The sequence below is a fragment of the Candidatus Dependentiae bacterium genome, from assembly GCA_003511165.1.
Lineage (GTDB): Bacteria > Babelota > Babeliae > Babelales > UBA12411 > UBA12411.
This window is the reverse complement of record DOJW01000004.1, coordinates 20,680-41,084: the sequence shown is the minus strand read 5'-3', so window position 1 is coordinate 41,084 and position 20,405 is coordinate 20,680. Positions and strand designations below refer to the sequence as shown.

General features: G+C 32.4%; 34 protein-coding genes and 1 tRNA gene. 33 read left to right on the top strand and 2 right to left on the bottom strand.

Annotated features, from left to right (window positions below):
• From rplC to rplQ, 28 genes are all read left to right on the top strand, one after another.
• Entirely contained in the window at nt 1–630 is a 630-nt protein-coding gene (rplC, locus tag DEA20_01970) for a 50S ribosomal protein L3 (GenBank protein HBS47946.1), read from the top strand.
• The gene (gene rplD, locus DEA20_01965; protein ID HBS47945.1) at nt 630–1,274 is read left to right on the top strand and encodes a 50S ribosomal protein L4; all 645 of its coding nucleotides are present in this window, start codon (nt 630–632) and stop codon (nt 1,272–1,274) included. Before rplC ends, rplD begins: the two co-directional genes overlap by 1 nt.
• The gene (rplW, locus tag DEA20_01960; GenBank protein ID HBS47944.1) at nt 1,265–1,606 is read left to right on the top strand and encodes a 50S ribosomal protein L23; all 342 of its coding nucleotides are present in this window, start codon (nt 1,265–1,267) and stop codon (nt 1,604–1,606) included. Before rplD ends, rplW begins: the two co-directional genes overlap by 10 nt.
• A 2-nt stretch (nt 1,607–1,608) precedes the next feature.
• The gene (locus tag DEA20_01955) at nt 1,609–2,427 is read left to right on the top strand and encodes a 50S ribosomal protein L2 (protein ID HBS47943.1); all 819 of its coding nucleotides are present in this window, start codon (nt 1,609–1,611) and stop codon (nt 2,425–2,427) included.
• Nucleotides 2,428–2,463: 36 nt separating this feature from the next.
• Nucleotides 2,464–2,754, top strand: coding sequence for a 30S ribosomal protein S19 (locus DEA20_01950; GenBank protein ID HBS47942.1), 291 nt, complete (start codon nt 2,464–2,466; stop codon nt 2,752–2,754).
• 17 nt (nt 2,755–2,771) lie between these two features.
• On the top strand, nt 2,772–3,107 hold the full coding sequence (locus DEA20_01945; protein HBS47941.1) for a 50S ribosomal protein L22: 336 nt from the start codon (nt 2,772–2,774) through the stop codon (nt 3,105–3,107).
• 31 nt (nt 3,108–3,138) lie between these two features.
• Complete coding sequence (locus DEA20_01940; protein HBS47940.1) at nt 3,139–3,762, top strand: 30S ribosomal protein S3; 624 nt, start codon at nt 3,139–3,141, stop codon at nt 3,760–3,762.
• Nucleotides 3,763–3,779: 17 nt separating this feature from the next.
• The gene (locus DEA20_01935; protein ID HBS47939.1) at nt 3,780–4,214 is read left to right on the top strand and encodes a 50S ribosomal protein L16; all 435 of its coding nucleotides are present in this window, start codon (nt 3,780–3,782) and stop codon (nt 4,212–4,214) included.
• A 23-nt stretch (nt 4,215–4,237) separates the two neighbouring features.
• A complete protein-coding gene (gene rpmC / locus DEA20_01930) occupies nt 4,238–4,435 on the top strand; it encodes a 50S ribosomal protein L29 (protein ID HBS47938.1) in 198 nt (65 codons plus the stop codon).
• A gap of 22 nt (nt 4,436–4,457) precedes the next feature.
• A complete protein-coding gene (locus tag DEA20_01925) occupies nt 4,458–4,730 on the top strand; it encodes a 30S ribosomal protein S17 (GenBank protein HBS47937.1) in 273 nt (90 codons plus the stop codon).
• A gap of 19 nt (nt 4,731–4,749) precedes the next feature.
• A complete protein-coding gene (locus tag DEA20_01920) occupies nt 4,750–5,118 on the top strand; it encodes a 50S ribosomal protein L14 (protein HBS47936.1) in 369 nt (122 codons plus the stop codon).
• Between the two features lie 20 nt (nt 5,119–5,138).
• A complete protein-coding gene (locus DEA20_01915; GenBank protein HBS47935.1) occupies nt 5,139–5,453 on the top strand; it encodes a 50S ribosomal protein L24 in 315 nt (104 codons plus the stop codon).
• A gap of 20 nt (nt 5,454–5,473) precedes the next feature.
• Nucleotides 5,474–6,022: a 50S ribosomal protein L5 gene (locus tag DEA20_01910; GenBank protein ID HBS47934.1), complete on the top strand. Its 549-nt coding sequence runs from the start codon at nt 5,474–5,476 to the stop codon at nt 6,020–6,022.
• Nucleotides 6,023–6,025: 3 nt separating this feature from the next.
• Nucleotides 6,026–6,211, top strand: coding sequence for a type Z 30S ribosomal protein S14 (locus tag DEA20_01905; GenBank protein ID HBS47933.1), 186 nt, complete (start codon nt 6,026–6,028; stop codon nt 6,209–6,211).
• Nucleotides 6,212–6,235: 24 nt separating this feature from the next.
• Nucleotides 6,236–6,631: a 30S ribosomal protein S8 gene (locus DEA20_01900; protein HBS47932.1), complete on the top strand. Its 396-nt coding sequence runs from the start codon at nt 6,236–6,238 to the stop codon at nt 6,629–6,631.
• A gap of 12 nt (nt 6,632–6,643) precedes the next feature.
• A complete protein-coding gene (locus DEA20_01895) occupies nt 6,644–7,189 on the top strand; it encodes a 50S ribosomal protein L6 (protein HBS47931.1) in 546 nt (181 codons plus the stop codon).
• Between the two features lie 29 nt (nt 7,190–7,218).
• Entirely contained in the window at nt 7,219–7,572 is a 354-nt protein-coding gene (locus tag DEA20_01890) for a 50S ribosomal protein L18 (protein HBS47930.1), read from the top strand.
• Nucleotides 7,573–7,631: 59 nt separating this feature from the next.
• Complete coding sequence (locus DEA20_01885) at nt 7,632–8,174, top strand: 30S ribosomal protein S5 (protein HBS47929.1); 543 nt, start codon at nt 7,632–7,634, stop codon at nt 8,172–8,174.
• The gene (locus DEA20_01880) at nt 8,152–8,616 is read left to right on the top strand and encodes a 50S ribosomal protein L15 (protein ID HBS47928.1); all 465 of its coding nucleotides are present in this window, start codon (nt 8,152–8,154) and stop codon (nt 8,614–8,616) included. The genes DEA20_01885 and DEA20_01880 overlap by 23 nt, the downstream gene beginning before the upstream one ends.
• Nucleotides 8,591–9,907 carry a preprotein translocase subunit SecY gene (locus DEA20_01875; GenBank protein ID HBS47927.1) on the top strand — a complete coding sequence of 439 codons (1,317 nt, stop codon included), beginning with the start codon at nt 8,591–8,593 and terminating at the stop codon, nt 9,905–9,907. Before DEA20_01880 ends, DEA20_01875 begins: the two co-directional genes overlap by 26 nt.
• 19 nt (nt 9,908–9,926) lie before the next feature.
• Nucleotides 9,927–10,679, top strand: coding sequence for a type I methionyl aminopeptidase (gene map, locus DEA20_01870; protein ID HBS47926.1), 753 nt, complete (start codon nt 9,927–9,929; stop codon nt 10,677–10,679).
• A gap of 23 nt (nt 10,680–10,702) precedes the next feature.
• Nucleotides 10,703–10,957 (top strand): translation initiation factor IF-1, encoded by a 255-nt coding sequence (locus tag DEA20_01865; GenBank protein HBS47925.1) that lies wholly within the window; start codon nt 10,703–10,705, stop codon nt 10,955–10,957.
• Between the two features lie 72 nt (nt 10,958–11,029).
• Entirely contained in the window at nt 11,030–11,146 is a 117-nt protein-coding gene (locus DEA20_01860; protein ID HBS47924.1) for a 50S ribosomal protein L36, read from the top strand.
• 55 nt (nt 11,147–11,201) lie between these two features.
• Complete coding sequence (locus tag DEA20_01855) at nt 11,202–11,591, top strand: 30S ribosomal protein S13 (protein ID HBS47923.1); 390 nt, start codon at nt 11,202–11,204, stop codon at nt 11,589–11,591.
• 33 nt (nt 11,592–11,624) lie between these two features.
• Complete coding sequence (locus DEA20_01850; GenBank protein ID HBS47922.1) at nt 11,625–12,008, top strand: 30S ribosomal protein S11; 384 nt, start codon at nt 11,625–11,627, stop codon at nt 12,006–12,008.
• Between the two features lie 48 nt (nt 12,009–12,056).
• The gene (locus DEA20_01845; protein HBS47921.1) at nt 12,057–12,674 is read left to right on the top strand and encodes a 30S ribosomal protein S4; all 618 of its coding nucleotides are present in this window, start codon (nt 12,057–12,059) and stop codon (nt 12,672–12,674) included.
• A 65-nt stretch (nt 12,675–12,739) separates the two neighbouring features.
• Entirely contained in the window at nt 12,740–13,810 is a 1,071-nt protein-coding gene (locus DEA20_01840; protein ID HBS47920.1) for a DNA-directed RNA polymerase subunit alpha, read from the top strand.
• Entirely contained in the window at nt 13,807–14,163 is a 357-nt protein-coding gene (gene rplQ, locus DEA20_01835; protein ID HBS47919.1) for a 50S ribosomal protein L17, read from the top strand. The genes DEA20_01840 and rplQ overlap by 4 nt, the downstream gene beginning before the upstream one ends.
• A 62-nt stretch (nt 14,164–14,225) precedes the next feature.
• On the opposite strand, the gene DEA20_01830 is transcribed toward rplQ, so the two are convergent.
• The gene (locus DEA20_01830; protein HBS47918.1) at nt 14,226–15,479 is read right to left on the bottom strand and encodes a hypothetical protein; all 1,254 of its coding nucleotides are present in this window, start codon (nt 15,477–15,479) and stop codon (nt 14,226–14,228) included.
• Between the two features lie 31 nt (nt 15,480–15,510).
• Nucleotides 15,511–15,585 (bottom strand) — tRNA-Glu (locus DEA20_01825).
• A gap of 190 nt (nt 15,586–15,775) precedes the next feature.
• Here DEA20_01825 and DEA20_01820 point away from each other — a divergent pair.
• From DEA20_01820 to DEA20_01800, 5 genes are read left to right on the top strand one after another with little or no spacing between them, the layout of a single operon-like run.
• The gene (locus DEA20_01820) at nt 15,776–16,486 is read left to right on the top strand and encodes a hypothetical protein (GenBank protein HBS47917.1); all 711 of its coding nucleotides are present in this window, start codon (nt 15,776–15,778) and stop codon (nt 16,484–16,486) included.
• Nucleotides 16,487–16,517: 31 nt separating this feature from the next.
• On the top strand, nt 16,518–17,609 hold the full coding sequence (locus DEA20_01815) for a spermidine/putrescine ABC transporter ATP-binding protein (protein HBS47916.1): 1,092 nt from the start codon (nt 16,518–16,520) through the stop codon (nt 17,607–17,609).
• Nucleotides 17,606–18,499: a spermidine/putrescine ABC transporter permease gene (locus tag DEA20_01810; protein HBS47915.1), complete on the top strand. Its 894-nt coding sequence runs from the start codon at nt 17,606–17,608 to the stop codon at nt 18,497–18,499. The genes DEA20_01815 and DEA20_01810 overlap by 4 nt, the downstream gene beginning before the upstream one ends.
• Entirely contained in the window at nt 18,496–19,293 is a 798-nt protein-coding gene (locus DEA20_01805; protein ID HBS47914.1) for a hypothetical protein, read from the top strand. Before DEA20_01810 ends, DEA20_01805 begins: the two co-directional genes overlap by 4 nt.
• Nucleotides 19,280–20,404, top strand: a complete 1,125-nt coding sequence (locus DEA20_01800) for a hypothetical protein (protein HBS47913.1) — start codon at nt 19,280–19,282, stop codon at nt 20,402–20,404. Before DEA20_01805 ends, DEA20_01800 begins: the two co-directional genes overlap by 14 nt.
• The last annotated feature ends 1 nt before the right edge of the window (nt 20,405 follow it).

Sequence of the window (20,405 nt, the reverse complement as noted above, 5' to 3'; positions counted from 1 at the left end):
ATGCTAAAAGGTTTAATTGGTGAAAAAATAGGAATGACCCAAATTTTCGATCAGAATAAAAAAGTTGTACCTGTATCAGTAATATATTTTTCAGATTGGGTTGTTACGCAACTTAAATCTGTTAAAAAAGATGGTTATTCTGCTGTGCAGGTGGGTAAATTAAAAAAGAAATACTTAGAAAATAAGTTTTCTGAAAATTGGCTCTCTAATAAAAAAGAATATTTTTCTAAAGTTAGAGAAGTTTCGATAGACCAAGAAAGCGAAAATAAAGTAGTTATTGGCCAAAAATTAGATTTATCCAATGTTTCTTTATCTGAAGGCGAAATCATCAATGTAGCGGGAACCTCAATCGGTAAAGGTTTTCAGGGTGTTGTTAAACGATGGGGATTTGCCGGTGGGCCAGCAAGTCACGGTTCAATGTTTCATCGTGCTCCCGGAGCAATTGGACACATGAGAACTCAGGGAGAGGTTATAAAGGGTAAGAAATTACCAGGACAGCTTGGATCTCGAAGATTTACAGTAAGAAAATTGAAGATAGTTCGAATTGATAAAAATATCGGATGTTTATATATTAAGGGCTCTGTTCCAGGTAAAAAGAATACTTTATTAGAAATTTCTAAACAAGGGTAATGGCAATGGAAGTAATTTCAGTATTTAATGCCGATGGGCAAAAGCAAGGAAATTTGGATTTGGGATTTGACCTTCCTAAAAGGGAAATTTCAACTAAAGCTTATTCTTTAGCAATAAGATCGTTGCTTATTAATTGGAGACAAGGAACAGTAGCTTGTAAAGATAGAAGCGAGGTTGCTTTTTCCGGTAAAAAACCATGGAAGCAAAAAGGTACAGGTCGAGCTCGAGCAGGAACAGCCAGTTCTCCTCTTTGGAGAAAAGGTGGAGTTATTTTTGGACCTCAACCAAGAACCAGAAAATTAAAACTTTCTGCTAATCAAAAAGTTGTGGCTTTTAATAACATTTTTTATTCAATGCTTGAAGGTGATAAGATAAAATGTGTGGATTTTTCAAGTAATGAGACAAATCCAAAAACTAAAGATGTTTATAAAATTTTGAAAAATTTAAATTTGCACAAAGATAAAACAGTTATCTTTTTAGATTTTAATGATTCTAAAAGTTTTTCATCTTTCAGAAATATTCCTAACGTAAATATTTTATTTTTTGATCAACCTAATGCATTTGATCTTACATGTGTTAAAAATTGGGTATTTCTTAAAAAAGATTCAGACTTATTTAAAAGCATGGTTGCAAAATGGAATTGAATATTTTTGATGTTATCAAAGGTACTATTAGTACCACAAAGAGCCTAGAGCAAAGGCGAACCTTGGGGAAAATAACTTTCTTGGTTAATAATGCAGCTAACAAAATTTTGGTTAGAGATGCTGTAAAAAAAATATGGAAAGTTGAAGTAGATACGGTTCGAATTATTAATTTACATGGAAAAAACAAAACATCTGGTCGAAGATCTTTTGTTTCATCTGATGTCAAGAAAGCTATTGTTACTTTGAAAAAAGGTTACAAAATTGATTTAGGAGATCAATTTGAAACAATGGGCTTGAAGAAAGAAGAAAATCTTTCAAAAGGTAAGGAATAATTATGGCGATTATATCTAGAAAACCAGAAAATCCATCTTTAAGAGCCCAGCAGTTTATTTCTACAAAGCATTTGACCAAAAAGGATCCAGAAAAAAGTTTGGTAACAGCGTTACCTAAAACTGGCGGACGAAATGCGTACGGAAGAATTACTGTTAGACATCGTGGCGGTGGAGCTAAAAGAAAATACAGAATAATTGATTTTAAAAGAATTCATAGAGATATTAGCGGGTCTGTAATTGCTTTGGAATATGATCCAAACAGAAACGTTTCTATAGCTTTAGTTGTTTACAAAAATGGTGCTAAAAGCTATATTTTATCACCAGATGGATTGAAAGTTGGCAGCGAAGTAATGGCAAGTGTTGATGCAGAAGCCAAGGTTGGATATTCTTTACCATTAAGAAAAATACCCGTAGGGTTTTTTGTTCATAATGTTGAATTGTATGCAGGAAGAGGCGGAAAATTTGCACGTAGCGCAGGAACCTCGGTTCAATTAATGGCTAAAGAAGGTGAATTCGCAATTTTAAAAATGCCTTCAAGTGAAATTCGAAAAATTTCTTTAAATTGTTGGGCAACTATCGGAATATTGTCTAACGCAGATTATAGAAATATTACATTAGGAAAAGCAGGCAGAACAAGACATTTGGGATTCAGACCTGCTGTTCGAGGTATGGCTATGAATCCAGTAGATCACCCTCATGGTGGTGGAGAAGGTAGATCTAAATCAGGATCACACCCAGTTACTCCTTGGGGAAAATGTTGTAAGGGTATGCGAACAAGAAAAAGAAGCAATGATGCTATTATTAGACGTCGTAAACCGTAGTAATGTTCTGTTAGAAAGACAAAGGATTAATATATTATGGCAAGGTCGTTAAAAAAAGGCCCTTATGTATCACCTAAATTACAAGAAAAAATAGATAAAGTAAGATCTTCCGGAAAAAAAGAAATGATAAAAACTTGGGCTAGATCCAGTGTTATCACTCCGGAGTTTGTTGGCCTAACTATTGCGGTTCATGATGGGAAAAAATTTAATCCCATTTTCATAACTGAAAATATGGTAGGACATTCATTAGGTGAATTTTCTTTTACAAGAACTTTTAGGGTACACAGTGGACAACGTAAAGCGGCTGCTGTTACAGAATCTAAATAATTTAGGATGGGAAAAATATGCTGTTTAGGGCTAGTAGTAGATATGTTAGAGTTTCTCCTTATAAATTGAGACTATATGCAGATGTAGTTAGGGGAAATTCTGTAGACAAAGCTTTGGCTTGGCTTAAGATGTGCAGAGTTAAAATGGTAGAACCAGTTGAAAAACTTGTTTACTCAGCTTATTCAAATGCAAAGAATCTTCAAAAAGATATTGGTATGGAGAATCTTTACATTAAAGAAATAGTGGTTGATCAAGGGCCTATTATTAAATATTCTAAACCATCTGCAATGGGACGAGCTGCGGCGCAAAGAAAAAGATTAAGTCACATAAAAATAGTATTAGAAAGTAAGTAAAATTTCATAAACTCTTTATTTGAGGTGATTTGTGGGACAGAAGGTACATCCTTTAGGATTTAGATTAGGAGTATACGAAGATTGGCAAGCTCATTGGTTTGCTAAAAAAGGATCTTATGGAGTTGGATTGCTTGAAGATATAAAAATGAGAAATTTTCTTCTTGCTAATCTTGATAGATCCGAAATTGCGAAAATTGTTATTGATAAAGCAGGGGATAACGTAAAAATTGTTTTATTTTCTGGTCGCCCTGGAAGCGTTATCGGTAAAAAAGGACAAGGTATTTTGCAGCTTAGAGACGCAATGTATAAGGAATTCAATAAACAAGTTGATATTTCTGTTCAAGAAATAAAAGTTCCTGAAGCAAATGCTCAATTGGTTGCTATAAGCATCGCAGAACAGTTAGAAAAAAGAGCAAATGTTAAAAAATTGATGAAAAAAGCCGGGTTTGCAGCTATAAAAAGCGGAACTAAAGGTATTAAAATTTGTTGCTCTGGAAGATTGGGCGGTGCTGAAATTGCGCGAATAGAGTGGTTGAAATTGGGTTCCATTCCTTTGCATACATTAAGATCCCACATTGAATATGCTTGTGCAGAAGCTAAAACTACTTACGGATTAATAGGTGTTAAAGTTTGGATTTGTAAAGGCGAATATTAATAAGGTAGAGAAACGTCATGTTAATGCCGAAAAAAACTAAATTTAGAAAATCCCAAAGAGGTAGAATGACTGGACTTTCAAAAGGAGCGCGTGAGCTTGCTTTTGGAGATTTTGGGTTGGTTGCGGTAGAGCCTGCATGGGTAACAGCGCGACAAATAGAAGCTTCCCGTGTATCTATTTCTAGAAGGCTTAAAAAAGGTGGAGATTTATTTATTAGGGTATTTCCTGATAAACCAATTTCTAAAAAACCAGCTGAAACTAGAATGGGAAAGGGAAAAGGAAATCCAGAGGTTTGGGTAGCGGTTGTTAAAAGAGGTCGAATTTTATTCGAGTTAAAAGGGTTATCAGAAAGCGAGGCTAAGGAAGCTTTAAATCAGGTTTCCTATAAACTTCCTATGAAGACTAAATTTATTAGAAAAGAAGCAACTGTTGTAGAAGAAGTTAAAAATTAGGAAGTGAATAAAGGTTTTACTTTATGAATAAAACAGATTTAACAACTCTAGATAATAAAGCTCTAATATTAGAAGTAGAGCAATTGAAAAAAGAATATTTTAATTTGAAGTTAAATGTTTCAACTACGTCTGTAAAAGATTACTCACAATTTAAGAAACTTAAAAGACGCATAGCTCGAGCTTTAACTTTGATAAAACAACAAAAAAATAATAATAGCTAAATTAGCTTGGTGGGTATATCAAATGGCAGAACTTGAAGCAATAAAAATAAATGAATCTAAGAAGATGGAAGGCGAAGTAGTCTCAGATAAAATGGATAAGACCATTGTTGTTGAGGTTACAAGAACATTAAAACATCCTGTGTTGGGAAAAGTTATTAAGCGTTCCAAGAAATACAAGGTTCATGATGAAAAGAATAGTGCAAAAGTCGGAAATTGGGTTGAATTTGCAGAATGCAGACCTTTATCAAAGACCAAGCATATGGTTTTATGCAAAATAATTCGTAGTTCTAACTAATAAAGTTTGGGCATAGATTATGGTACAAAAACAAACAAAACTCAATGTTGCAGATAACTCAGGTGCAAAAAGCGTTATGGTTATCGGAGTTCCTGGTGGAACAAACAAACGATTTGCTTATTTGGGAGATATTATAAAAATCGCAGTTAAAAGCGCGATTCCCGGCGGCACTGTTAAAAAAGGTGAAGTTTGGGATGCAGTTATTGTTCGTACAAGAAAAGAATTTAGAAGAGAAGATGGAAGTTATATTCGTTTTGATGATAATGCGGCTGTGATTTTAGATAAAGCAGGGCAAATGATTGGAACACGAATTTCAGGTCCAGTTGCAAGAGAATTAAGATCTGGTGGTTATTCGAAAATAATTTCTTTAGCTCCCGAAGTTTTATAAATTTTGCAGTGAGGAAGATAATGCTAAGTAGAATTAAAAAGGATGACTTGGTTGTTGTTCTATCAGGTAAAGATAAGGGCAAAGAAGGTCGAGTTATCGATATTGACACAAAAAAGGATGCAGTATTAGTAAAAAATATTGCAATAGTAACTCGGCATGTTAAAGCTAAAAGATCAGGTGAAAAAGGCGGAATTATCAAAGAAGAAGCTTATATTCCTCTTTGCAGAGTAATGCCGGTTTGTTCTTCGTGTAAAAAGTCTTGTCGCATGCAAGTAAAAATTAAAGAAGATAAAAACAAAGTTCGAGTATGTCATCGATGTAAAGAAGAATTTTAATCGAGTTTTAAGGAAATAATATGGCTATGCGATTAGAAGAAATATATAAAACAAAATTAAAACCAGCTCTTCAAAAAGAATTAAACTTAAGCAATGAAATGGAAGTTCCTAAGGTTAATAAAATTGTTTTGAATACTGGTATTAAAGAATCTGTATCAGATGCAAAAGCTGTAGCGGCTGTAAAAGAAGTTATAGGATTAATTGCTGGACAAGCAGGTCTAACAACTTATGCAAAAAAATCTGTTGCGGGATTTAAATTAAAAGAAGGATCGGCAATAGGAGTAAAAGTTACTCTTAGGGGCCAAAGAATGTATAACTTTTTGGATAAGCTAATTAATTTGGCATTGCCTCGAAACAAGGATTTCCAAGGTGTTAAAGTAAGTTTCGATGGAAATGGAAATTATAATTTGGGAATAAAAGATTGGATGATATTTCCAGAAGTTGATTATGACAAAGTAGAAATATCCAGAGGTTTAAATATTACAATTGAAACTTCTTCTAAGAATGATAAGCATGTTTATGCTTTATTGAAAAGCTTTAATATGCCGTTTCAAAAGGTTAAGGAATAAGTTATGGCAAAGAAAAGTCTCATAGAAAAAGCAAATAAAGAACCAAAATTTTCTACAAGAAAAAGAAATCGTTGCAAATTGTGTGGAAGGCCACGTGGTTTTATGAGAATGTTTATGTTGTGCAGGCTTTGTTTTAGAAAATATGCCTTGCAAGGTTTATTGCCAGGTGTTAAAAAAGCAAGTTGGTAAGAAATTTGATTTTACGAGGAAAAAATGTCAATAGATTCGATCGGTGATTTTTTAACTATAATCAGAAACGGAATAAGAGCTACCAAGCGTTCTGTTACTGCTCCTTTTTCAAATGAAAAATTGGGAATTGCTCAAGTTTTGAAAGAAGAAGGTTTTATAAAAGATTTTCAAAAAATAGAAGACGAAAATAAAAAAAGTCTTTTAAAAGTTTATTTAAAATATGTTGATGGCGAATCTGTAATCCATGAAATAGTTCGTATTAGCAAGCCAGGTAAACGTACTTATGAAGGTGTTAGTAAAATGCGATCTGTCATAGGTGGTCTTGGAGTTGCTATTTTAACAACAAATCTTGGAATAGTTGCAGATAAAAAAGCTAAAGAATTGTCAGTTGGTGGCGAAGTTATTTGTCACGTTTGGTAAAAGGTAAAAGCAATGTCAAAAATTGGCAGAAAACCGATATTATTAAATTCTGTGAAAGTTGAAATTAAAGATAATGTAATTTCTTTAAGTGCAACAAAAGGTAAAATTACTCATGTTCTTCCTGCTTCATTAAACATTAAACATGAAAAAGGCACCTTGATTTTGGGTGTAAACGGTAAGATGGACAAAGACGCAAAAATGAATTGGGGATTACACAGAGCTTTACTCGCTAATGAAATTAAGGGTATAGACACTGGATTTGAAGAAAATATAAAAATAGTTGGCTTGGGATTTAAAGCACAAATAACAGGCAAAAAAATGATATTTTCTTTGGGTTACAGCCATAAAATTGATTTTGAAATTCCAGTTGGTGTAGAAATTACAGTTGATAAAACAGGACAACTTTTAAATGTTAAAGCTGGTGATAAAAGATTGCTTGGACAAACTTGTGATACAATAAGGTCTTTTAGACCGGTTGAACCTTATAAAGGGACTGGAATTATTAGAGAAAATGAATTTGTTATTAGAAAAGCTGGAAAATCTAAAACAGCTGCATAATTAAGTTTGGTATCTAAAAGGGAAAATTTGTGAGCTACGAGAAAAAACTGAAAATAAGAGCTAAAAGAAGAAAGTTTAGAGTAAAAAATTCTTTTGTAAGTAGAGGTATACTTCCAAGAGTATCAGTTTTTAGAAGTTTAAATCAGATTTATGCTCAAATAATTGATGATAGCACTCATTCAACTTTGGCTAGTTTTTCTTCCTTGGTTTTGAAAGAAAAAGGAACAAAGGCTGAAATAGCAAAAAAGGTTGGAATTGAATTAGGTAAAATAGCTAAATCTAAATCCGTCGAAAAAGTTTTTTTTGATCGTGGTAAATATGCTTATCATGGAAGAGTTGCTGCTTTGGCTGATGGATTAAGAGAAAGTGGCTTGAATTTTTAAAATATATAGTTTTGATAGATATAAAATATTTTTAAGAGTAAGTAGATTAGGATACATTTATGGCAGAAGCTAAAAAGAAATTGCCACAGACAACTGAAGAATTAGTTGAAAAGGTTCTGAAGGTTCGTAGAGTTGCTAAAGTTATTACCGGTGGAAGAAGATTTGCTTTTTCTGCATTAGTTGTGGTTGGTAATAATTCAGGATCTGTTGGCATGGCTCAAGGTAAAAGTAGAGATGTTTCTCTCGCTATCGCAAAAGCTGTTAAAAAAGCTAAAGAGAGTATGATAGAAATTCCTCTTTATAAAACAACAGTCCCTTTTGGGATTATTGGAAAACATGGAGCTAGCAAGGTCGTTATAAGATCTGCATCAAAAGGTACTGGCGTAATTGCTGGGGGAGCTGTTAGAGCAGTTATGGAAGCTGTTGGGGTAAAAGATATTTTAACCAAATCAATAGGTTCTAAAAATCCTACTAATGTTGTTAAGGCAACAATAGATGCTTTATTGAAACTTAGAGCTGCAAAAAAAATTGCATATTTGCGTGGTAAAACTGTAAAAGAAATGATCGGAGTAAAAAATGATGCAGTTGAACAAGTTAAATAAATTAAAAAAAGATAGAAAAGTAGTAGGACGAGGTGGAGATTTGGGTGGTACTTCCACAAGAGGTCACAAAGGTCAAAAAGCAAGATCTGGCGCACATGTAAAAGCTTTCTTCGAGGGTGGACAAATGCCTATTTCACGAAGATTGCCTAAAAGAGGTTTTGTTAATGCTTTTAAGAAGGAAGTATGTTGCGTTAACATTTGTGATTTAGAATTAAAATTTAATTCTGGAGAGATAGTAAATCTAGTTTCACTGACAGAAAAAGGGCTTGTTAAGGGACGATCAAAATCAATGGCAATTAAAATTTTGGGTAAGGGAACCCTTTCTAAAAAATTAGTTGTTCATGCTGATATGTTTAGTAAGTCGGCCATTGAAGCTATAGAAAAATCTGGCGGTGCCGTTAATTTAATTAAGGAGAATTCTAGTGGTAGTTCTGCTTCGTAACTTTAAAAACGTCTTTTTAGTTTCTGAGTTAAGAAAAAAAGTACTTTTTACGTTAGGGATATTGGCTTTATGTCGATTTGGAGCACATATACCTATTCCTGGAATCGATGAAGTTCGATTACTCCAATTTATGAATAATGCAGCGAGTGGTTTTTTGGGGTATTTGAATTTGATTTCAGGGGGAGCTTTAACTAGATTTTCTATATTCGCATTGGGAATTTCGCCTTACATCACAGCTTCTATTATGATGCAAGTTTTAACGATGGTTGTACCATCGCTTGAAGCGCTTCATAAAGAAGGTGATTATGGTCGAAGAATAATTAATCAGTATACAAGATATTTAACATTGCTTTTAAGTTTGATACAAAGTTTTTGGCTTATTTTGTACGCAGAAAATCAAAATCTTGCTATAGCTCCAGGATGGAGTTTTAGATTAACAGGAATGTTGGTTATGTCTGTTGGCGCATTATTTGTCATGTGGCTTGGAGAGCAAATAGGAGCTCATGGAATAGGAAACGGAAGTTCCATGATCATTTTCGGTGGAATTGTTGCCGATCTTCCTGGGGCAATATGGCGTGTTATTAGTGATATTAGACTTGGACAATTTGAACCTCTTTTAGGATTGTTGCTTATAGCAATTACTATTGCAGTTACTGCATGTGTTATTTTCTTAGAAAAAGGTGAAAGAAAAATTCCAGTTCAATATGCAAGAAGAATTGTCGGGAATAAAATATATAGTGCGCAAAGCTCCTATATTCCATTTAGATTGAACACGGCAAACGTAATTCCAGTTATTTTTGCAGGGTCAATTATAACTTTACCAATGATGCTTTCTAATTTATTAGCAAAAAAGTTTCAATTTTTTTCAGGTTTATCAGAATGGGTAACTCCACGTGGTTTGATTTACGATGTTTTGATGGTGTTTTTAATTATTTTCTTTGCATATTTTTATACTGCGGTAATTATAAATCCAGAAGAATTGTCTGAAAATTTGAAAAAATCGGGTGGCTTTGTTCCTGGTATAAGACCCGGAAGAAAAACAGCTGAATTTTTTAATTATGTTTTGACAAGAGTTTGCTTCCCAGGTGCTATTTATTTAGCAACTTTAGTAATATTGCCGGATATTTTAGCGGCTATTTTTCATTTTCCAGCATTATTTGGTGGAACCGGTTTATTAATTACAGTTGGCGTTGCAATGGATACATCAGCTCAAGTTGAATCATATTTGATAGAAAGGCGATATGAAGGATTTTTATCAACTGGAAGATTAAGAACTCGCTACGGAAGATAAATTTTAGATATAAGGTTGTATGATAGTTATAAAGAATAAGCAAGCGATTGATAAAATGCGAACAGCTGGTAAGTTGCTTGCTGAAATTATGGAAAAAGTAAAAATTATCATAGAACCAGGAATCGATAGTTTTGAAATAGATTTTTTTATAGAAAAGAACATGCATGAAGTTGGTTTAAAACCTGTTTGTAAGGGATATGCTGGTTATAAACACGCAACATGTATTTCAATTAATGATGTTGTGATTCATGGGGTTCCTTCAAAAAATATCATTTTAAAAACTGGAGATTTGATAAAAATTGATGTAGTTGGGGCTTATAAAAATTATTGTGCAGATCTTACAAGATCATATTTCGTAGGAAATGTGTCAGAATCTGTAAAAAAAATAGTAGAAATATCTCAAAAAGCATTAGACAGTGGAATTTTAGAAGTTCAAATCGGAAAAAAAGTTTCAGATATTTCTAAAACAATTGAAAAGATAGTTAAAGATGAAGGTTTTGAAATAGTTCGCAATTTTGCAGGTCATGGGATTGGAAAAAATATTCATGAGTTGCCTGAAATTCCTAATTTTTATCAAAAGGGGAATAGTGATACTGTTTTAAGACCTGGAATGACATTTGCAATTGAGCCTATGATTACAGAAAAAGGTTATGAAATTTTTATAGAATCTGATGGATGGACTGTGAAAACTTTAGATGGGGGGCTGGCGGGGCATGTTGAAGATACTATTTTGGTTACTGAAAGTGGACCGGAAATTCTTACCCGTTTATAAAACAAAGGAATAATTAGTTTATGATGAAAACTAAGGAAGATATAATAAAAGTTGAAGGTATTGTAGAAGAAACGTTGCCTAATGCAAAATTTCGGGTAAAATTAGAAAACGGGCATTTGGTTTTGGCTCATATTTCAGGTAAAATGCGAATGAACTACATAAAACTTGTTGAAGGGGACAAAGTTTTAATTGAAATTTCAACTTATGACCTGACTAAGGGCAGAATAGTATCAAGACTCAGTAAAAATAAGCAAATTGAAAACATTGAAAATCTGTAAAAATTAAAAATTTCATGTTTTTTTAATTAAATTTTGTAATTTTTTATTTATTTAGCGTTTTGGGAAAGACATATGAAAGTAAGAACATCAATAAAGAAAATGTGCGCAGATTGTAAAATTGTGAAAAGAAACGGTGTTGTTAGGGTTATTTGTAAGAAAAATCCTAGACATAAACAACGACAAGGTTAAGAGATAAAGGTTTTTTATTTATGAATTCAATTAAAGTATTGGGTTGGAGGAGTTAATGGCTCGTATATCAGGTATATATCTCCCTAAAGATAAAAGAATAGAAGTTGCTTTGACTTATATTTATGGAATAGGTTTAAAGTTGTCTAAAGATATCTTAAAAGAAACCGGCGTAAATCCAGATAAAAGAGTTTACGATTTGACGGATGAAGAGGCTTCTATTATTCAAAGAAAAATAACCAATGATTATACTATTGGTGGTGATTTGAAAAAAGAGATCACTTTGAATATTAAACGACTTCAAGAAATTGGATCTTATCGGGGACATAGACATAAAAAATCGCTTCCAGTTAGAGGCCAAAGAACGAAAACAAATGCAAGAACAAGAAAAGGTCCAAGAAAAGCTGGATCAGCAGTTGCTCTTAAAAAAGCTCCAACTAAGAAATAAAAGTTAGAATGTTTAAAGTAACGGAAAGTTATTATGGCATATAAAAAGAAGACTAAAAATAAAGCGTTAAAAGTTGAGATGGCTTTAGTACATGTTAAAGCTACTTTCAATAATACACTAGTTTCAGCAACGACTATGAGTGGTGACGTTATAACACGAGCAAGCGCAGGCCAGCTAAGTTTTAAGGGTGCCAGAAAAGGAACTCCTTTTGCGGCTACTCAAATTGCTAATAAAGTTGCAAAAGATTTAGTTGATTTAGGCGTTAGAACTGTTGAAGTTAATATGCAAGGTCCTGGATCTGGAAGAGATGCTGTTGTAAGAGCATTGCAATCTACAGGATTAGCAGTAACAGTTTTGAGAGATGTAACTCCATTGCCTCACAATGGTTGCAGACCTCCAAAGAAACGTAGAGTATAATTTAAAGTATTTTAATAGAAACAACTTAATTTTAAATACAGGATTGATATGGGAATCAAGACTTCATTTTATAAAAAATTTCGCCAGTTAGAAATCTGCCCAAAGGTTGGTTGCAGAGTTCTAGAGCGCAGACCAACTTCTCCAGGAGAGCATGGAAGAAAAATTGGCACAAAGAAGCTTTCAGAGTATGGTGTTCAGCTTCGTGAAAAACAAAGATTGCGACTTATTTATGGACTAAGAGAACGTCAATTCCATAAATTTTTTGAGATGGCATCAAAGCATAAAGGTGTTACCGGAGAAACATTGCTTTCTTATTTGGAAAGACGAATTGATAATGTTGTTTATAGATTGAAAATGACAACATCAAGAAATCAATCACGACAATTAGTTGTTCATGGACATGTTTTAGTAAATGGCAAAAGAGTAAAATCTCCTTCTTGCTTAGTAAAAGTTGGCGATGTTATTTCATTAACAGGAAGTTCTCTTGCAAAAGAAGCTTTTGTCAAAAATGTTATCGAAAAAAGAATGGCTCTTGCTATAAAAGTTCCAGACTGGCTTGAATTAAACAAAAAAGATCATAAAGGAACTGTTCTAAGAGATCCTGTTCGCGATGATATTAAAGATAAGATCGAAGAACACTTAATTGTTGAATTGTATTCTAAGTAATATTGAAATTAAAAGAAGTTTTTACTTCTTTTTTAGAGGCAGAATTGTGTTAGTAATTTTTTGATATGGGGGTATGGATGCAAAACAAAACGTATAAAGCGTTGACTTTGCCTACTTTGAAATGGGATACCAAAAAATCTTCAGATACATATGGTGAGTTAGTAGTTCAACCGTTAGAGCCAGGCTTTGGAACAACGCTTGGAAATGCTCTGAGAAGAACTTTGCTTGCTGCTATCGAAGGATCTGCGGTAACTGCAGTGATAATTAAGGGCGTAAATAATGAGTTTTCTGTTATCGATGGTGTGATTGAAGATGTTTTAAATATTTTATTGAATATTAAAGGCGTTGTAATAAAAAATCACACAGGTTTGCCTGGTAAAATGCATCTTTCTGTAAAAAGAGAAGGCGCTGTAACCGTTGCAGATATTGTGGCAGATAGTCATCTTGAACCTTTAAATAAAGAACATGTTTTAGCTCATTTAGCAGTTGACGGTGAATTGGATATCGAATTCTTTGTTCATTCAGGAAGAGGATATCAAATAGCACAATGGCCGCTTGGTGAATCTATTCAAGAAGATGGTAAAATTTATCTTGATGCAGCATTCTCACCAATATCAAGAGTAGAATACAAAGTAGAAAAAACACGTGTTGGGCAAGCTATTGATTATGATAAATTAATTTTATCTGTTTCATCAAATGGTGTAATTTCTCCTCAAGATGCTGTTTATTACGCAACATCTGTTTTAAGAACTCAATTAGAACATTTCTTGTCTGCTCCAGAGATTCAATTTAATGAAATCTCCAAAGTAGAAGAAAAAGTTGAAGAAGTTGTAAGTGGTGATGTCCAAAACAGTCCAACAAAAGGCCTTCCAGTCGAATTATTTCTCAAACCAATTGAAGAACTTGAATTCTCTGTTCGAGCTCACAACTGCCTTGTAAGTGCCGGTGTAAAAAGAGTTATCGATTTAGTAAATTTAACAGAAGAAGAACTTTTAAAAGTTAAAAACTTTGGAAGAAAGTCTCTAAAAGAAGTAAGAGAAATTCTTAAAGCATTCAACTTGGGTCTTGGAATGAATGTAAAAGAGTTGGATTTGAAAAAAGTTATTAAAGAACAAGAAGGTGCATTAAAGTCATGAATCATCAATATGGAAGAAGAAAGCTTAACGTAAAGCCTTCTCATCGGAAGGCAATGATAAGAAACCAAATTATACATTTTATAAATTATGGTTGCTTACAGACTACAAAACCTAGAATTGCAGAAGTTAGAAGTGTTTCTGAAAAGCTTATAACAATTGCAAGAGAAGGTTGGAATTTTAATACAATAAGGCGTATTAAAAAACATTTACCTTATGACAATAAAGCTGTAGAAAAACTTATAAAAGAAATAGCTCCTAAATATGTTGACCGTCCAGGTGGATATACAAGGGTGATTCCTTTGGGAAGAAGATCTAGCGATACAGCTTTTGTTGCAAGACTTGAGTGGGTATAAATAAAATACAAAGTAAAAAGGGCACTTGAAAAAGTGCCCTTTTTTATTGCTCATTTTGAAAGTTATTTTTGAATAATTTGATTATAAGAATGTTCCAATTTTTTTATTGTGATAGAAGGTAAATAGTTTTCGGATACAAGTTTATAAGCATTTTCACCGAATTTTGCTACTAATTCTTTATTGTCTAAAAAAAGTTTAATTTTGTTTGCAAGGTCGTTTGCATTATCATTTTCAAATAATAATCCTGTTTGATTATTTAGAATTACATTTTCAGCGCCAGTGGTAGTTGCTCCAATGGATGCTTTTTTCATAAGCGCGGCTTCTAATAAAACGATTCCAAACGCTTCCTGCTTGCTTGGTAAAATTTTAAAATCAGAATAAAACAAAATTTCTGCAGTTAAGCTGGAAAACCCAACAAAATAAGCAAATTTTTCAAGTTTTAAAGCAGAAACAAGTTTTTGACATTCTTCAAAATATTCACCTTTATTGTTTCCCACAAAGATAATTTGCAATGGTTTATTGTTTTTATAAATAAGTTTTTGCATAGCTTTTAGCAAAATAGTTTGATTTTTGTTTTTTGCTACATTTGCGATACAAACTGCAAAAGGGATATTCGGTTCTAATTCAATATCGAAATGTTTTTTGAAGAAATCTTCTTTTGAAAGTGATAACGATTTATCAAAGTTTAAAAAAGGTTGAGCATTGAAAAATGGAGGCAAAAATTCGACTATTTTTATATTTTTTACTCTTTGTTTAATTAGTTCTTTTATTGGCTTGCTTCCGGCAAAAACAGCCGCCAAATTTTTTAGGTACTTAGGCCTGATTCTACTAAAATCATGCTGAGATAAAAGCACCGGGATATTTAATTTTTTACCAGCTTTTTTAGCTGCAATTATCTCTTTCCAAGAGTTGCAATGAATAATATTTATATCATTTTCATTGCAAACCTTTAGGATGTTTTTTGTAAGTCCCCAAAATCGTTGTTTTTTAAAAATTCTTTTTGAGAAAATAGAATAGTGTGCGATCTTAAGATTTTTTAGTTGTTGCTGCATTCCGCTGTTTTGCGATACCAAAATTGATGTTTTAAATCCGTTTTCAATCAAATTGTTGTAGAGGTTAATCGTTGCAACTTCTCGACCTCCAAAACCGATTTCGGAGCAAATGACTAAGATATTTGGTTTTTGGGGATTAAGAGTTTTTTTGTTTCGAGAGTTAGAAATTTGCACAAATTCGATTTTGCAAAGGGTTTGATATTTTTTTAGTAAGAAAATTAAAAAAACTGAGAGGCTGAAAATAGATGATATTAATATTATCATTAAAGCCTTTCAAACAGTGTTTCGATTATTTTGGTAGCCCCAAGGGGAATCGAACCCCTATTTCTGCCGTGAGAGGGCAATGTCCTAACCGTTAGACGATGGGGCCAAAACATGTTAAGAATATTACAAGATAAGTTGGATAATATCAAGTTTGGGAACTATTTAAATTTTTGTTTTTTTGCGTTAAAATTGGTGTTTATTTGCGATATTTGCTATTAAAGTATAATGTTTTGTTTGAGTTTTAAATTTCTTCGGATAGGGGATTGAATAATTTGAAAAAGTTTAAAGATTTTTGGATGAGGGGTTCGAGCAAGAAAGTAGCGACTAAAGATATAAAATCCTGTTCTACCCATACTTGTAGTATGCATCCAGATGGTCAGCATTTGCACCATTCTCTTAGATCAGAAATTGCTTGCCATTTTCCATATGCAGTATTTTCCGTTTCGATTAGTATGATCATTTTGGGTCTATTAACTTCTATTCCTATTTCAAATTTAACTGCGCATAAGCTTTTTCATAATTTTCACTTTTTACATATTGTTTTTTCCGCTACCGGTGTGATTTTGACTTTTACTAGGTATTCAGTGAGCATTTTTGGGGGACTGTTAGCTGGTATTTTAATTCCAGCGGTTTTTTGTACCATGTCTGATTCTTTACTTCCTTATTTAGGTGGAACATATCTTGGAATTGATATGAAATTTCATTGGTGTTTTATTTCGCACTTGGATGTGGTTTTACCTTTTTTAGTTATTGGAATAATAAATGGTTATGTTTTAAGCAGACATTTTGGTACTTTGAAAATTTTTTATTCAAAAGGTTCACATTTTTTGCATATATTTATAAGCGCAATGGCGTCAATTTTATATCTAGTTAGTTATGGTTTTTCTGACTGGGGAAAATATATTAGTTTCGTATTTGTTTATTTAATATTTGCTGTATTGATACCATGTACAATTGCGGATTTGGTTTTACCGGCAATGTTCGCGAAAAAAATGAAGAAAAATTAATTAAATAGGGCAAGGATTTATTTTGGATACTATGAAAAAAATTAGAATAGAAAATGTTTCAAAATCATTCCATGGCGATTTAATACTAGACAATTTAAATCTGGAAATTCCTTCAGGGAAATTTTTTTCTTTGCTCGGTCCCAGCGGGTGCGGCAAAACTACATTGCTTCGATTAATTGGTGGATTTGAACCTGTAGATAGTGGCAAAATTTATTTAGGTGATGAAGATATTACCAATCAACCTATTTTTAAAAGGCGAGTAAATACAGTTTTTCAACAATATGCATTATTTCCACATCTTTCTGTTTTTGAAAACGTTGCATATGGTTTGCGTGTAAAAAAAATGAAAGAATCGGATATTAAAAGCAAAGTAATGCATACGCTTTCGCTTGTTCGTCTTGCGGGTCATGAATTCAAAAATATTAATAATTTATCTGGTGGGCAACAGCAACGAGTTGCTCTTGCAAGGGCTATCGTTAATGAGCCGGATGTTTTGCTTTTAGATGAACCTCTTGCCGCTCTTGATTTCAATCTAAGAGAGCAAATGCTTATTGAATTGTTAGATTTGCAACATAATTTTGGAACAACATTTATTTATGTAACACATGATCAATCAGAAGCTTTAACAGTTGCTGATGGCATTGCAATTTTTAATAAAAATGGAAGAATTGAGCAAATTGGAACGCCAAAAGAAATTTATGAGTTTCCTGCTTCGCGATTTGTTGCAACATTTGTAGGCAATACTAATATTATTGAAGGGATTCTTCATGTTAGAGATAATCTTGTATGGCTTGAGGTAGAAAATTTAGGAAGTCTATTTTTGGATGTTCCAAATAAAAAAAGTTGGTTTATTTCTGGTAGAAGAATATTTTTAAGTTTGCGTCCTGAAAAAATATTGATAAGCAAGAAAGAAAAAGAAGGATTTTCTAATCATTTAACAGGAAAAGTTATTAACGTTGTTTATCAGGGTAGATTTACTCAATATCAGGTGCGTCTTAAGAATGGAAAACTATTAACAGTTTTTGAACAGAATGAAGAACATTTTCCTCAAGAAGATATTCTTGCAAATGATAAAGTTCATTTATATTTTCAAAAAGAAAACGTTATTTTGTTGGAGAGATGATGGGCTTTTTAAAAAGAATTCTCCAAGAGGAGTATCCTTATCTGTTAGCATTTCCTGCCATTATATGGCAGATTTTCTTTTTGTATATTCCTCTTTTAGTTATTTTCATTTTTAGTTTTAGAGATTATTCAGAAAGTTATGGATTTATCGGATGGACGTTTTCTCATTATGAAAGAATATTAAAACCTATTTATTTACACGTTGTTTTCAATTCTTTTTATCTAGCGTTTGCAACCGCTGTGATTTGTATGTTTATAGCGTATCCTGTTGCTTATTTTCTGGCTTTTCGAGTAAGAAGATTAAAAATGTTTTTTCTTTTTTTACTAGTTCTTCCTTCATGGACAAATATTATTGTGGAAGTTTATGCATGGTTTTTTTTACTTGAAAAAAGGGGATTGATAAGTAGAGTTTTGTATTCTTTGAATATTATTTCACAGCCACTTCATATGGTTAATAATACTTTTTCTGTTTTGCTTGGTATGATTTACTGTTTTTTGCCATTTATGATTTTGCCTATTTATATAATTTTAGAAAAAACTGATAGAAAATTATTTGAAGCGTCTGCAGATCTTGGCGCAAGTAAATTTGTTACTTTTAGAAGAGTTATATTTCCTCTTTCACTTCCTGGTATGTATACAGGTTTTTTACTTGTATTTGTTCCTGCTTTTGGTGAATTCGCTGTCCCAGCGCTACTGGGTGGAGCAAAAAAAGCTTTTTGGGGAACGGTGATTGTTGATAAATTTTTGCTTTTGCGAGAGTGGGAAACTGGATTTGCATTTGCATCAGCAGGTATTTTGTTCTTACTTTTGTTTTTTTTATTTGTTTATGTATTTGTTTTAATTTCAAAAAAAATATTTAAAAATCGCTTCAGCATGAGAATAGAAGAATGAATAATAAAAAATGGTTTGCAAAAATAGTACATGTTTTATTTGTTTTTTTTGTTTATGCATTTTTATATTTGCCAATTTTTGTTTTGGTAATATTTTCTTTTAATGATTCATCTGTTCCTTTTGCATGGTCAGGCTTTTCGCTTCGTTGGTTTAAAGCTTTATGGTCTACACCCGATTTATTACAGGCTTTGAAAACATCTTTAATTGTAGCTTCTGTTTCTACTTTTTTGAGTGTAACGCTAGGTTCTTTTTTGGTGGTTGCAAGTAAATGGTGGCGTCCGTTTTTTTTATTTAATATTTTTCATACAAACATTATTTTACCTGAAATTATTTTGGCTATTGGATTACTATCGTTGTTTACCTTTTTAAAAATTCCGCTTGGTTATGGCAGTTTGATTGCAGGGCATGCTCTGATAGGTCTTGGTTTTGTAGTGCCTATAATTAGAGCGAGATTTATAGAATTGGACCCGACTCTTACGGAGGCCTCTGCGGATTTAGGGGCGTTACCGTTACACACTTTTAGAAAAATTGTAATACCTTTACTCGCACCTTCTATGATAGCTTCTGCTTTTTTAGTTTTTACACTTTCACTAGATGATTTTTTTATTGCGTTTTTTTGTTCCGGAGAAAAAATTCAAACATTATCCGTGTATGTTTATTCAATGGTGCGCAAGGGAATCGATCCGCGAATTAATGCTATTTCAACAATTTTGCTTGCTGTAAGTAGTTTGTTTGTTTTAGCGCTATGTTTATTTAAAGTTTTAGACCAGGTGTTTGGACATGATGTGGAATAAATTTATTTGGGAAAAATTAAATTTGGCATCTATTTTTATCCGTTTTTTTATTTTCTCCTTTATTTTCTTTTTGCTTTTATTTTGTCTGTATTCTCCTCGTATAATTAATTATTTTTATAGAAATGAAAGATCAATACATGTGCTTACTTTTACTGATATGATTTCGCAAGAATCAGTGAAAAAGTTTGAGGAACAAACCGGTATAAAAGTTCATGTGACGTATTTTGAATCAAATGATGAATTGCTTGCAAAGTTAAAAATAGATAAAGGCGCAGGTTATGACCTGTTAATAACTACAGATTATATGATAGAGTCTTTGATCAAGTTTAATCTACTTAAGTCATTAAATATTTCTAAGATTTCAAATTTTGAACAAATTGATAAACGATTTATTAATCGATATTTTGATCCACAAAATAAATATTCAGTACCTCATTCATGGTCTATTTTTGGACTTGCTTATAAAAAAGAATCTTTTGACAAAGTTATGCAAGATCCTACCTGGGGGCTTATTTTTGATCCAGAAAATTGGGAAAAATATAAAATAGCTATGCCATCAGATCCTCGTGAAATTCTTTTTTTAACATCCTTATATCTTTTTGGAAAGCCGATCGAGCAGAGCAAAAATCAACTGAAAGAGATAAGAGATCTTTTGATAAAGCAGCGGAAATATGTAGAGAGTTATTCAAGTGAAAAGATAGATTATTTTTTGTATGCAGGCATTGTTCCTGTAGTCCCTTGTGAAAGTTTATTTTTTAGAAAGATGTTGATCAATAATCCTAAAATGAAAGATGAATTTGCATTTATTATTCCAAAAGAGGGATCGTTGTTAACGATTGAAAATTTAGCTATTTTAGAAAAGTCTCAAAAAGAAGAGTTGACATATAAATTTATAGATTATTTAGTAAGTTCTACTGTTAATGCGATGAATTCAAATGATTTTGGATTTAATCCTGTAAATAAGGTTTCTTATGAATTGATAGATAAAAGTGTTTTTCAAAATAAGTCATTTTTTCCATCGGAAGAAATGTTTAAAAAATTGGATACGTTGCATAATGATATCCCTTTAGATGTTTTAGATGAATTGTGGTTGTCTATAAGAATCTCATGAA